Raw genomic sequence first — 13,253 nt, 5'->3', positions numbered from 1 at the left:
TATTTGGTAAGTGTATGTTAAGCTAAAGGCTTTCCAGGATGGCGACATAGCTGTCGTAGCGTTCGCGGCTTACCTCGCCGGCGGCCACGGCTTCTTTTACGGCACAGCCCGGCTCGTTGATATGGATGCAGTTGTTGAACCGGCAGTCGTGTATCCGGTCGCGCATTTCGGGAAAATAATGCGAAAGTTCGTCGGCTTCCATATCCACGATACCAAACTCCTTAACCCCGGGCGTATCAATAATGCGGCCGCCACCGGGCAGGTCGAACATTTCGGCAAAGGTGGTGGTATGCTGCCCTTTCCCGCTCCAGCCCGACACCTCCTGTACCCTCAGGTTCTGGTGTGGTATAAAATTATTGATCAGGGTGCTTTTGCCTACACCGGAGTGCCCGCTGAACAGGGTGGTTTTATCTTTAAGTTGCTGGCGGAGCGCGTCGAGCCCTTCGCCCTGTATGGCCGTAGCCGTAAAGGTTTTGTAACCTATGGCCTCGAATATTTCCTTGCGGCGCTGCCACTCTTCGTAGTAGTCGCCTTCGAGCAGATCGGCCTTGTTGAATACGATAATGGCAGGTATATGGTAGGCTTCGGCCGTAAGCAGGAAGCGGTCTATAAATCCCTGCGAGGTACGGGGCTCGCGAATGGTGGCCACGAGCAGGGCCTGGTCCAGGTTGGCCGCTACGATATGCTTCTGGTGCCGGTTATGCGGCGAAGTACGCACCATATAATTATGCCGGTCGAGAATGGCACTGATCACGGCGGTACGTTCGCCCTCGTCTTCGGCCTGCAATTGTACCTGGTCGCCCACGGCAATCGGGTTGGTCGACGAGATGGCGTTATCGATCTTCAGCTTACCTCTTACGCGGCAACTCCATTTGGTGCCGGCCTCATCGTAAGCCAGGTAAAAGCTGCCGGTGGATTTATATATGGTCGCGATCAATACGGTAAATTATTTGCCTAACCTCTTTTCCGCTGGAGCGTAAGCCGGGTAAGCGCAATGAATAAGATGATAAGTGAGAGGAAATAAACCAGGTCGCGGGTGTCGATCACGCCACGGCTCATACTGCTGTAATGATAATCGATACCGATAAGCCCAAGGTAGTAATCGGCCCCGCCGCGGAAGGCGGTAATACGGCTCAGGGCTTCGAAACCGCTGAACAGCAGGAAACACAGGAACAGCGACGACAGGAAGGCGATGATCTGGTTATCGGTAAGCGCCGAGCAGAAAATACCGATGGCGGTAAAGGCCGCAGCCAGGAACAACAGCCCGATATACGATCCGATAATGCCGCCGCTGTCGAGCGCAGCATCGTCCATAGCCAGCCAATGAATGCTGAACAGGTAGATTAAAGTAGGCAGCAGGGCAATAACGACCAGGCTAAGCGCAGCAAAGAACTTGCCCAGTACGATCTGCCGGAGACTGAGCGGCTTGGTAGCCAGCCATTCCATAGTCCCGCCCCGGAACTCGTCGGCCAGCGACCGCATGGTTACCGCCGGGATGAGGAACAACAACAGCCAGGGCGCTATGCTGAAAAACTGCTCCAGCGAAGCATAACCGTAGTCGAGGATATTGGTATCGGGCAATACCCACATAAACAAGCCCGAAGCCACCAGGAATACCAGGAGTACCACATAGCCCGCTATAGAGCTGAGAAAAGATTTAAGTTCCTTAAAGTAAATACTGCGCATGATAACCCTGTAAATCTGGTTTTAACCCGGGTGGCTTTACCACTCCGGAAGGCAAATGTACTTTATTCTCCTGCATCTTGCATGCCCCTGGGCCGAAAGATCGCAGAAATGGTAGGACCAGGGCCCCTTACCGGCACCCGGTTGCAAGCCGGCCGGCCTGGCCCGCGTCAGAACCGGCAGCCAAGGCTAAGCCCGAAACGCCCCGTAGGTTTGGCCCGCTCGCTGGTATGCAGTTCGGGCGTACCCGGCTCCAGGTAGGTTTGCCGGTCGATAAAACGGATGCCCAGCCCGATCTCCAGCCCGAGGCTGAACCAGGGGGTGACCTGGAAATTGGCATAGTTACTGAACATGGCCGCCATTTTCATCCAGGATACCGTGGTGCCCTCAATGGGATAATCGTGGTACCATTCGTTTTTTTCCTTGCCGTAACAAAGCATGAACGAAGGTCCGAAAGCATACGTGGCGCGGCGTTGACCAAAGGGATAGATCTTGATACCAGGGGTAAAATAATATGCCGGATAATGCGGGTTGTTTTTATTGTAGCGGTAGCCGGGTCTTTCGTATCCGTTCAGCATAAGGGTTCCCTGCAGTATCATCCCGACCCGTTGTGCTTTGCCCAGCAACTGTTCGTAACTCATGCCAATACCCAGGCGGTAGTCCATGGCCATAAGTGGCATTACCGACAGGATATGGGCGCCATAATGCGGGTCGGCGCCCGTGCTGGAGTCGGCCGCAATGCGGCTGCCGGCGCGGGCCGCAGGGGTATGCATCAGCAATAGGATTGCCGACAGGAAAGATTCCGTTTTCAGGATCATATACAGGATAGGGTTGCTGCATATCTAACGCATGTTCATTTTAAATCGTATAAAAAAAACGGCATTCCTGTAAAAATACAGGGATGCCGTTTTAATCCGGTATCGCAGCCGGTCAGAAGCGGTAACCGAGGGTCATCGAAAACTGCCCGGTTACGTCGAAGCCATTGTTGTAGCTTCCGCCATAGTTATAAAAAGTGTTGGTACGGCTTTCTTTATCGTAATAGCGCATACCCAGACCCAGTTCGAGCCCCAGGTTAAAGGCCGGTGTGATCTGGAAATTAACGTAGTTATTGACCAGCATACCGAAACGGGTGCGGGTCATTTCCGATTCGCGGAACGTGGTCACCCCGGTATTGGAGTCGTAATCGCTCACCCATTCTTTACCACCGCCATACATAAACATAAGGCTGGGGCCTACGGCATAGGTTACCCGGCGTTGGCCAAAAGGATAGATCTTAAGACCGGGTGTAAAATAAAAATAGGCGTTATAACGCACGTCGTTATTATAAGTGCCGTTGATCGGATTATAGCCGTCTGCTTTATCCTGCAGGATCAGTGCAGCCGGTATTACGATACCGATCATTTGCTCCTGGCCGAAAATGCGCTCGTAGCTAAGGCCGAACCCCACGCCGATATCCATAGCCGTTATCGGCGACAGGCGCAGGATATTGGAACCATAGTCCACTTTGGGGCGGCCCATATACCCTTCTCTTTTTAAGCGGCGTTTTTCGGCGCGTTCGGCACGGTCAAGCTCTTCTCTTTCACGCCGGAAGTCGCGGTTTTGCGCCAACAGGGAAGTACTAAGCAGGCAACAACATACAAGGGCTAATGCAATCTTTCGCATCATAAAGATATTTTTCTGGTTTGGCAGATGTAGTATTAGGGTTAACGGCAGCTACCGTAACCTTATTATTTTAAAATTTAAGACCCAGGGTCATGGAAAACTGCCCGGTAATATTAAAGCCATTGCGGAACTGCACCCTTTCCGAACCGAGATAAGCGCCGGGTGAGTTGAAGGTTTCGCGATCGAGGTAACGCATACCGATACCCCCTTCGAAGCCGATCTGCAGGGCCCGTGTAACCCGGAAACTGAGGTAGTTATTGACGATAAAACCCAGACGGAACTTCCGCAGCAGTACATCTTCCTGTACCGTGGTGCCATTATTCTGGAAATAATACCCGAAGCGGTCGGCATTCTCACCGTAACCAAACATCAGGGATGGGCCTACGGCATAGGTAATACGGCGCTGGCCGAAAGGATAGATCTTAACACCCGGGGTAAAGTAGAAATAAGTATTGGTGGTCTTGCCGGCATCCGAGGGCACCGGCCTTTTTTCCAGCAACATCGATACCGGGAATATAAGTCCGACCCGTTGTTCGCTACCCAGAAGACGTTCGTAGCTCAGCCCGAAGCCGTAGCCGATATCCATCGCCGTGAGGGGAGCGATACGCACTACGTTAGCGCCTGCATCGGCCTCCGGGGCAGCAGGCTGCGGCATTTCTTTCGCCTCGTCGTCCAGCCGGGCCTGTGCAGATTGGGCCAGACAGCCGGACAACAATAACAGTAATGCGGTTTTCCTTATCATATACATGGTACCTTAATTTTTTAATCGCGTGTCTCGAACCATACCGGCTTGCTGTCGTTCCAGTCGCCGTTATAGTTGATGGTCAGCTCCTCGCCCTGCAATACCTTACGCATCGTTTTTACGGTGATCAGGTTCTGTTCGAAGTCCATAAAGTATTCGCAATTGGCTTCGTAGCTATGATTATACAGGGAAATGTAGCCCCAGGCCACGCAACACTGGTCTTCGTCGCTCCCCCACTCAAATATGTAGTCGTGCAGGGTAGTCTGGTCGAGCAGTTTTCTTGCCGCGGCATCCATCACCAATACAGACGATGTTTCTATTGTTTTCATTGGGGGGATATCTTCACGGGTAAAAACACCGCGTCCTTTACCCGGTGTTTCGTCGACAAAGAGACAGTGCGCGATTTTGATCTGCATATCTTTTCTATAATATATTAATACCCTGCCCGCAAGGTGTTGCCGGCAGGACCTTTGAGCGGGGCAACGGACCACTGCGCCTTGCGGGCACAAAACAGGTCTGCCTGCCCGATCGCGCTAAAAAATAATAAGGAGTTATTATACCGCTACGCACAACGCGATTCGCGACAATGTTGTCCTCAGGCCGTTTGCGGCTGGGTGGAAGGCTCTACCCAGGCGCCGTTCTCCTTCAGCAGGGCAATCAGTTCATCTACCGCAATCTCGCTGTCCACACCTTTTTTCACCACGTCTTTACCTTTGTACAGGGTTATTTTACCCACACCGCTGCCTACATAACCAAAATCGGCATCCGCCATTTCGCCCGGCCCGTTTACGATACAGCCCATAATAGCGATCTTCACGCCTTTTAAATGGTGGGTACGGCTCCGTATTTTGGCTGTGGTTTCCTGCAGGTCGAACAGGGTACGGCCGCAGCTCGGGCAGGAAATATATTCGGTTTTGGAAATGCGGGTACGGGTTGCCTGTAAAATAGAGAACGCCGTTGCATTGACAAATTGTTCGATGCTGGTATTGGTATTGTAGTTGCGCCCGTTCAGGGTTTCCTGCGAAAAGGAGGCGGCAAAGGCATCGTAGGCCTCTTGCTTCATGCCGAAGCACACGCCGTTGCCATGCCCGTCGAGCAGCAGGGCGCCCGCTTCGGTGGCATAATGGATCAGGTGCTCATCGGCCGTAGCCCAACTGCTGCCAGTCATGAGGATCGTAGGGTTACCCACTTGTTTTTCGGCCAGCACGCTGTACATGCGCCGCACGCTTTGCATGGCATTGGTATTGGTGCTGTTCAGGCAAAGCACCGCGGTCTTGTCGCGGCCCAGCGTTTCGAGGTAAGCCAGGTCTTTGTCCCGGTCTGCTTCGTTAAAACAGTCGACCATCACGAAATTGATCGTATCGCTTTTTTCGGTGGTCTCCAGGTATTCGGTATCGCTAAACAGCGGGAAGTATTTGGTCTTATCCGTAGCCAGCATCCAGTAGGCCGGCCAGGTAATTACTTTGAGCATACCCGGCAGGGCAAAGCCAAGCGGCTCCTTGCCGGTAAATACATAATCGGCTGCCGTATCGCTGATGCTCCATTTATCGGTTGCTGCATCATAGGTATACCCGATCCGCTCGAGCGATACCGGCGTAATTTCGGGCAGTTTGCTCAGGTCGGCGATCACCACCGGCACATGCCCGGTGCCCATGTTATCTACGGTAAAAGTGGGCGTACTGCGCAGTACGATGGGGCTCCCGGTAAAGGGCACCTCCTCCTCCCGGTCGCAGGCATGGGTATACCGTTTCACCAGGTCGCGGCATACCGGTATTTCCAGTTCGGGTTCCTCGGTCAGGCTTACGCGTACCGTGTCGCCGATACCGTCTTCCAGCAGGGTCCCCATACCCACGGCGCTTTTAACGCGCCCGTCCTCGCCATCGCCCGCTTCCGTTACACCCAGGTGCAGCGGGTAGCACTCGCCAAACTCGTTGTACATGGTCGAGGTAAGCAGGCGATAGGCCTGTACCATTACCTGCGGGTTGCTGGCCTTCATGCTCAGCACGATGTTGTGGTAGTTCTGGTCGCGTGCAATACGCAGAAACTCCATGGCGCTTTCGACCATGCCGATATGCGTATCGCCGTAGCGGCTCATAATACGGTCGCTCAGCGAACCGTGATTGGTACCGATACGCATGGCCGTACCGTATTCCTTACAGATCTTTACCAGGGGCGTAAACCGTTCCCTGATCCTTTCGATCTCTTCGAGGTATTCGGCATCGGTATAGTCAATCTGTTCAAATTTCTTTTTGTCGACATAGTTGCCCGGGTTCACCCTCACCTTTTCGATAATACGGGCAGCGATCTCTGCGGCATTGGGGGTAAAGTGTATATCGGCCACGAGGGGTACATGATAGCCCCTGCGGTTCAGTTCGTTTTTAATAAGGAGCAGGTTCTCGGCTTCTTTTTTAGAAGGCGCCGTGATGCGGACCAGTTCCGCCCCCGCTTCGATACAACGTATGGTTTGTGCCACGGTACCTTCGGTATCCATGGTATCGGTAGTGGTCATGGTTTGCAAACGGATCGGGTTAAAATCGCCGATCAGCAAACCACCTACATTCACTGCCCTGGTCTTAAGTCTTTTATATTGCGTAAGCGACGCCGCGTAGTCTTGCATATACTCAGATGAGATGATTATAACGTGCCGGACCCACGATTCGTATTCCTGCCGGCCGGTTCGTTCTTTTACGGGGTAAGGGAACGAACCGCAAAGTTAAGAAATACATTATGGCTAATTCTCCTATTTTTGGGTTAATTATCCTTTCCGGCAGCGGTTTGTACCGTGGTTATATCCCTTCCCGACAGGGTAATAGCAGCCGGACCGGTATTGTATTAAGAAATCCTGATATTGCACCATGCAAATATTATCGTACCATGAACGTGTTGCTGCTTTTTTCAAGGCAAAAACACGGCTCTGGCAATACTTTGCCTCCCCTGCCGGCAGCACAGACCCTTCCCCGGTTCAGCAGGAATTGCTCAAAACCACCTACCGGCTCAGTCCCGAATCGGATCCTGCCCTGTATGCGGCGGCCCATGAGGCTGCAGCAGCACTGGGTATCGGGCAGCAGATCACCCTTTACCAGCAGATGGACAACGATGCCCTCAATGCCGCAGTATACACCCTGCCCGATGCGGTCCACATCGTATTTTCGGGCCAGGCCCTTAAACTACTGAGCAGGGAAGAACTACTTGCCGTACTGGGGCACGAACTGGGCCATGTGCTGTTGTTTAACCAGGAGGATTACAATATCAGCAATAAGATACTGAATGCACTGTCCTGCCAACCCGGTGCGGGCAATACTTACCTCGAAACGGCAAGGCTGTTCGATCTCTATACCGAACTGTTTTGCGATAGTATGGCGCTTAAAGTAACCGGCGACAGTCATGCCGCCGTAGCCGCACTGGTCAAGATGGCCTCCGGCCTGGAGCAGGTTTCGGCCGCAGGGTATATCCGGCAGGCCCGCGAAATATTTGGGCAGGATACCGTAGTAACCGGGCAGCAAACCCATCCCGAAATGTTTATACGCGCTTATGCCCTGGACCTGCAGGCTACCGATGCCGCCAGCTGGCAGGAGCAGATCCGCCCGGTAATAGAAGGCCCTGCCGACCTGCACCTGCTCGATGTTTTTGCGCAGGAGGCGCTGGCGGCGTATACCCGCACCTGCCTCGACCAGTTGCTCCGGGATGAAGCCTTACACACACCCAGTCTCCTGCAGCTGTTCAACGAATACTTTCCCGGCGAAAAACCGGGGCATGCAGGCGCCGCAGAGGCCTTGCCTCCTGCCCTGAGCAGCCCTGCCTGTAAGGATTACCTGGCTTATGTGCTCGCCGACTTTGCCTTTGCCGATAAAGAAACAGAGGAACCCGTACTGGAAGCCGCGTTTGTATTGGCCGGAACGGCAGGCATAAGCAATAACCTCGCAGCAGTGCTGAAAAAAGAACTTAAACTGAGCGATAAGCAATACAAGGAACGATTTAAGAAAATAAGGATGGTATGATGCGTAATCAATTTGAAACTTATCTCGACACGATAATACAACAAGGTTTCCCGGGCAACGATCAGCTGGTATCGGTTATGTTACCACTGATGGAAGAAGTAGCCGGTTTTCATACCAGCGGCAAAGTGGCGTCCCTGCAGCGTTTCGACACACTACTGGTTACCGGTGGCTGCCTGGATATCGACGAAACCTTTATACTCGCCCCCGTTTACAACCCTGCGGCCCTGGCTGCGCTCGACGACGACCGTAATAAAGCGCTGCATATTACAGGCCGTAAGGTAGCCCGTACCGATACCGACGCCGGCAATACCGACATCGAAGATTCGCTATTGCTCGAAAGCGAAGACGTGGACGCTGAGGCCATCAGCCGGCCCGTATACCTGACCGGCTACCGGAGTTATGAGGCCGTACTGGGTCATCATGATGCACTGACCGACATCTATTGGCTGGGGCTTATCCTGGCGAGTGTTGCCACCGGGCTTAATCTCTATGATACCGAAGACTGCCGCAAATTTGTATACCACCGTACGGCGCTGATGCAGCTCAACAACCGGCTGCACCCCTCTATCGCCAACCTGGTGGAGGAAATGACCGAACTGGACCGCAATATGCGCTGCCGCGACCTGCAGGAAGCGATCGGCAAACTGAAAAACTTCAGGGATTATAACCCCGAACAAGCGATAGACCTGACCACGATCGAGGCTTACCGGCATGCGCCGCTGGCCGACCGGCGTAAGGTAGTACTGCAAAAACTGCGCAGCAGGCTGTTCGACACCAGCAGGCGCAACCGCATGCTTTACTTCAAAAGCAATATGCGCTTCCTGAACCTGACGGTAGCCTCTTTCCCTTTATCGCTCAACCTGGACTATGTAAAACCCGAACATCTTTTCTACTGGCAGGAAGCCATATCGAAAAAGGTAAGCAAGGCCCAGGACCTGCACCTGAATGTATACCTCCGGGCCGATGAAAATCCCTACAGCATACCGGCGCTCGATAAGATAAGACTGGAAACCCAGAAAGACATTAACGAATATGGCATGAGCCAGCTGCGCCTGGCCGTTGCCTTCCTGCATTGGTACAACCTAAAGGAAGACGAAAAGGAACGCATATCCACGCCGCTTGTACTGATACCAGCCAACCTGAAAAAGAAAAAAAGCTTGCGCAAGGACGACGATTATATCCTGGAGTTTGAAGATACCGAGGCCGAGATCAACCCCATACTGCGGTATATGCTCGACGAAACCTACGGCATAAAACTGCCGGAGCGTATAGACCTCGAAACGACCGACCTGACTGCTTTTTACCAGTTATTGCAGGAGCAGATCCTACTGGCGCGGCAAGGCATCCGTATCGCGCTGGTCGATAAGCCGCGCATACGGCTGATCCATAATATTGCCCAACGTACCGCCAGTACTTATGCCCAGCGTATCAGACAGCGGCAACGCGGCATGCAGCGTTACAGTCACCTCGACTACAGTTATGATGCGGACAACTTTCAACCGCTGGGACTCCAGCTTTTCCGCAATTATATTACCCCCGGCGACAGTTACCTCGAACACATTATCGGCGATACACCGGCCCGGCCCGGAGCACGCCATCTTACCGAGGTAAAGGATACCTATGTGCTCGACGAAGGTCCCGGGAATCCCTACCATTGGGAGTTTGACCTTTGCCATGTTGTACTGGGCAACTTTAACTACCGTAAAATGTCGCTGGTACGCGATTATAACGAAGCCCTCGAAACCGGCGCCGGGCAACACATCTTCGACCAGCTGTTTTCTGAAGAAGTACGGAAAATAGCCGAAGACAAACCCCTGAACGGCACCGGGCTTTCCCAGCAGTATACCGTTGTGCCTGCCGACCCTACGCAGCTTCATTCCGTGGTACGTTCGCGCGGCCATAAAAGTTATATCATCCAGGGCCCGCCGGGCACAGGCAAATCGCAGACCATTACCAACCTGGTCGCCGACTTTATTGCCAATGGCAAAAAGGTATTGTTCGTATGCGAAAAAATGGCGGCGGTAGAAGTGGTGTACCACCGCCTGCAGAGCCGTGGCCTGCACGATATGTGCTGCCTCATACACGATAGCCAGGGCGATAAAAAGAATATGATCGCCGACCTGAAAGCCACCTACGAACGCTATCTCGAACAGGAGCCGCCGGCCGATCTCGTAACCCGGGAACGTTATGCCGCAATAGCCGCGCTGCAGGCCGACCTGGGCCTGCTGGAAGAGCTCCACCATTTTGCAGGACATGCCTTCGAAACCGCCGGCAAACCGGTATACCAGTTATGGAACCGCCTGCTGCAATTAAAAGAAGCGTTGTCCGCAACAACGGAGCACCCGCTGAATATGCCGCTGCTACCCGCTTACAAGGCATGGCTCGACTCGGGCGACATGATCCGTAAACTTACCACGCAGTTGCAACAGGATGGTCCTTACGCGACCCTGGCACAGCATCCTGCAAGGCATTTCAATACTGCAGCCACACGCATCCGGCGCCTGACGCTTTCTGAAGTGGGCCTTAAACTGCAGCAGCTTGCCGCCTTGCTGGAAGGCCTTTGCGCAACCGGCGCCGATATACCGGCGTTGGAACTCTCCGCCCTGAAACAGATTATCGGTGAGGCGGAGCAGTTACAGCTATTCGCACAAAACGATAACCTTCGCCTGCTGGATGAAAAAGACAGCCAGAGCCGCGAGCTCAACAGCCGTATCCGGCAACTGGGCCAGCTCCGGAAAAAACTGGAAGAGGCCCGGCAGCAAAACCAGGCCTGGACTGCGCGCTTACCGGAGCAGGAGCTCAAAACCGCGCTGGAACAGGTTGAACGGCTGGAGCACTCCTTCTTCAAATTCCTGAGCGGCACCTGGCGCAGGGTTAAAAAGGTAATCCGTAGTCATTACAACTTTTCGGCGCACCAGGTACCGCCGGCATACAGCACCGTACTTAAAAACCTGCTGGAAGAATACCGCCTGCAACACGAATATACCGGGGCCGAAACCGATACGCTCGAACGCTTCGGCCTGCAGGACCTGGAAGCCGACTGGGCCAGGATCACTGCCTTCCGCGCCCGCCAGGACGAGCAATCGCGGCAAAGGATCAAAACCTGGAAAGAGCATCCCGACCTGGTTTTGCGGCTGGGCAGCAAGGCACAGCCACTCGCCGAAGCAGAACAGATCCTGTCGTATACCTGGACCGGCCAACAGGATACTATACTCGAAACCCTGCAGCAACAGGTACAGGCTCTGATCGGCAACCTGGGCCAGCTGCCTGCATTGCTGCATTACCTCGAGCAACTGGACCTCGCAGACCCGGAGCTGCAACGTATCGTACGCGGGCAGGCCATAACACCGGACGACCTTGAGCTGCTGCTGCTTGAAAACACCCTGCAACAATTGTACCGGCAATATGCCGCAACAGAAAAACTAACCACGCAACTGGTAGACGAGCTAACCGCCAATATCGAAAGCCGCTACCAGGACCTGCTCGGCATCAATGCCCGTTATATCAGGGCGCATCACCGCGCCGCCTTCCGGGAAAAGCTGCTGCTTACCGAAAAGAGCGCAGCCGTATTGACACCCGAGGAAAAAGAACTGAAGAAGATCTATAACAACGGCAGGCGGGTATTGGAGCATGAGTTTGGCAAAACACGCCGTTATAAAAGCATTCGTGAACTGGCCGACGGCGATACCGGTACCGTGCTGCGCGAGATCAAGCCGGTATGGCTGATGAGCCCACTGAGCGTAAGCGATGCCCTGCCCCTGGCCAACACTTATTTCGACGTCGTTATTTTTGACGAAGCCTCGCAGATCACGCTCGAAGAGGGCATCCCGCCTATGTTCCGGGCGGGCAAGAGTATTATCGTGGGCGATGAAATGCAGATGCCGCCTACCAATTTCTTTAATACCGGCAATGCCGATCCCGACGACCTGAACCTGCCCGAAGCCGGCGCAGCGGAAGAGCCGATCTCGCTGGACGCCGACAGCCTGCTGACCCAGGGTGCGCGCAAACTGGAACATGTAATGCTGGGCTGGCATTACCGCAGCCGCAACGAGTCGCTGATCAGCTATTCCAATGCTGCCTTTTATAAGGGTGAGCTACTGACCATTCCCGACCGTAAAATGTTTGCTACCGCCCGGCCCGAAATTATCGTACATGATCCTGCAGAAGCGCAGCTGGAAGCCGTGTTCGAACGTAGTATAAGCTATCACTACCTGCCCAAAGGCCTTTACGATGAACGGAAAAATGCAGAGGAAGCAGCATACATAGCGACACTGGTACGCAGCCTGTTGTTACGCCAATCGGGCAATACCATAGGCATCGTGGCCTTCAGCATGGAACAGCAGGGCCAGATCGAAGATGCCCTTTACCGCCTGCAACAGGAAGATCCGCAGTTTGACACCCTGGTGGAACAAGAATACCAACGCACCGACGAAGGCCACTTTACCGGCCTCTTCGTCAAGAACCTGGAGAATGTGCAGGGCGAGGAACGGGACATCATTATCATCAGCACCTGTTATGGTTACAATGCCCAGGGCAAAATGTACATGAACTTCGGTCCCATCAACCGAAAGGGCGGTGAAAAGAGGCTCAATGTTATCTTTTCGAGAGCCAAGAATCACGTAGTGGTCGTAAGTAGTATCAAACATACCGATATCAAAAACCAGTACAACGAGGGCGCCCGTTACTTTGCCCGTTACCTGCAGTATGCCGAACATATCAGCAATGGCGCGGTAGAACAGGCGGCCCAGGTATTGAACAGTCTTCATAATACGAAACACCAGGCCATCGATGGCGAGGCGGAACAATTGCTGGTCTGCAGCCAGATCGCGGCCTTCCTGCAGGAGCAGGGCTGGCTGGTATCGGCCGGTGTAGGACAGTCGATGTTTAAATGCAGCCTGGCGGTAAGAAAAGAAGGCGACCAGGAGTTCCGCCTGGGTATATTGCTCGACGATGCCCGGCATTACAGCAACAGCAACGTATTGGAACAGTATGTACAACGCCCGGCCGTTATGCGCAGCTTTGGCTGGAAGGTGCAGCGGGTACAAACCCGCGACTGGATCTACCGGCAGGATGCGGTTAAAAAACTATTGTTACAGGCGCTTGCCGCCGGTTAAAACATAAGGGGACGGAAATGATATCCGTCCCCTTGTTATAATAGTCGTAATATT

At 53.6% G+C, this 13,253-nt stretch carries 9 protein-coding genes; 2 read left to right on the top strand and 7 right to left on the bottom strand.

What is annotated here, in order from left to right:
• Positions 1 to 22: 22 nt before the first annotated feature.
• The 7 genes from rsgA to ispG form a co-directional block, all read right to left on the bottom strand.
• The gene (rsgA, locus tag B0I18_RS03660; protein WP_106521282.1) at positions 23 to 937 is read right to left on the bottom strand and encodes a ribosome small subunit-dependent GTPase A; all 915 of its coding nucleotides are present in this window, start codon (positions 935 to 937) and stop codon (positions 23 to 25) included.
• A 17-nt stretch (positions 938 to 954) separates the two neighbouring features.
• Positions 955 to 1,686, bottom strand: a complete 732-nt coding sequence (gldF, locus tag B0I18_RS03655; RefSeq protein WP_106521281.1) for a gliding motility-associated ABC transporter permease subunit GldF — start codon at positions 1,684 to 1,686, stop codon at positions 955 to 957.
• A 167-nt stretch (positions 1,687 to 1,853) separates the two neighbouring features.
• Positions 1,854 to 2,501, bottom strand: a complete 648-nt coding sequence (locus B0I18_RS03650) for a hypothetical protein (protein ID WP_106521280.1) — start codon at positions 2,499 to 2,501, stop codon at positions 1,854 to 1,856.
• A gap of 112 nt (positions 2,502 to 2,613) precedes the next feature.
• Complete coding sequence (locus tag B0I18_RS03645) at positions 2,614 to 3,348, bottom strand: hypothetical protein (RefSeq protein WP_146146645.1); 735 nt, start codon at positions 3,346 to 3,348, stop codon at positions 2,614 to 2,616.
• A 67-nt stretch (positions 3,349 to 3,415) separates the two neighbouring features.
• Positions 3,416 to 4,087 (bottom strand): hypothetical protein, encoded by a 672-nt coding sequence (locus B0I18_RS03640; RefSeq protein WP_146146644.1) that lies wholly within the window; start codon positions 4,085 to 4,087, stop codon positions 3,416 to 3,418.
• 20 nt (positions 4,088 to 4,107) lie between these two features.
• Positions 4,108 to 4,503, bottom strand: a complete 396-nt coding sequence (locus B0I18_RS03635; RefSeq protein WP_106521277.1) for an SET domain-containing protein-lysine N-methyltransferase — start codon at positions 4,501 to 4,503, stop codon at positions 4,108 to 4,110.
• A gap of 179 nt (positions 4,504 to 4,682) precedes the next feature.
• The gene (gene ispG, locus B0I18_RS03630) at positions 4,683 to 6,704 is read right to left on the bottom strand and encodes a (E)-4-hydroxy-3-methylbut-2-enyl-diphosphate synthase (RefSeq protein WP_106521276.1); all 2,022 of its coding nucleotides are present in this window, start codon (positions 6,702 to 6,704) and stop codon (positions 4,683 to 4,685) included.
• Positions 6,705 to 6,942: 238 nt separating this feature from the next.
• Here ispG and B0I18_RS03625 point away from each other — a divergent pair, with 238 nt between their 5' ends.
• Both B0I18_RS03625 and B0I18_RS03620 read left to right on the top strand, forming a co-directional pair.
• Complete coding sequence (locus B0I18_RS03625; RefSeq protein WP_106521275.1) at positions 6,943 to 8,085, top strand: M48 family metalloprotease; 1,143 nt, start codon at positions 6,943 to 6,945, stop codon at positions 8,083 to 8,085.
• The gene (locus B0I18_RS03620; RefSeq protein WP_106521274.1) at positions 8,082 to 13,199 is read left to right on the top strand and encodes an AAA domain-containing protein; all 5,118 of its coding nucleotides are present in this window, start codon (positions 8,082 to 8,084) and stop codon (positions 13,197 to 13,199) included. The genes B0I18_RS03625 and B0I18_RS03620 overlap by 4 nt, the downstream gene beginning before the upstream one ends.
• Positions 13,200 to 13,253: the final 54 nt, after the last annotated feature.

Origin of the sequence: Taibaiella chishuiensis (assembly GCF_003014535.1) — a bacterium.
In the GTDB taxonomy this organism is placed as follows: domain Bacteria; phylum Bacteroidota; class Bacteroidia; order Chitinophagales; family Chitinophagaceae; genus Taibaiella; species Taibaiella chishuiensis.
Note: the sequence above shows the minus strand (reverse complement) of the source record. Positions and strands in the feature narration are given on the sequence as shown.

Excerpts from the sequence above, each read along its gene's own strand:
- B0I18_RS03640 (WP_146146644.1), bottom strand. The coding sequence starts at position 4,087 with ATGATAAGGAAAACCGCATTACTGTTATTGTTGTCCGGCTGTCTGGCC.
- B0I18_RS03645 (WP_146146645.1), bottom strand. The coding sequence starts at position 3,348 with ATGATGCGAAAGATTGCATTAGCCCTTGTATGTTGTTGCCTGCTTAGT.
- gldF (WP_106521281.1), bottom strand. The coding sequence starts at position 1,686 with ATGCGCAGTATTTACTTTAAGGAACTTAAATCTTTTCTCAGCTCTATA.
- B0I18_RS03650 (WP_106521280.1), bottom strand. The coding sequence starts at position 2,501 with ATGATCCTGAAAACGGAATCTTTCCTGTCGGCAATCCTATTGCTGATG.
- ispG (WP_106521276.1), bottom strand. The coding sequence starts at position 6,704 with ATGCAAGACTACGCGGCGTCGCTTACGCAATATAAAAGACTTAAGACC.
- B0I18_RS03620 (WP_106521274.1), top strand. The coding sequence starts at position 8,082 with ATGATGCGTAATCAATTTGAAACTTATCTCGACACGATAATACAACAA.
- B0I18_RS03635 (WP_106521277.1), bottom strand. The coding sequence starts at position 4,503 with ATGCAGATCAAAATCGCGCACTGTCTCTTTGTCGACGAAACACCGGGT.
- B0I18_RS03625 (WP_106521275.1), top strand. The coding sequence starts at position 6,943 with ATGCAAATATTATCGTACCATGAACGTGTTGCTGCTTTTTTCAAGGCA.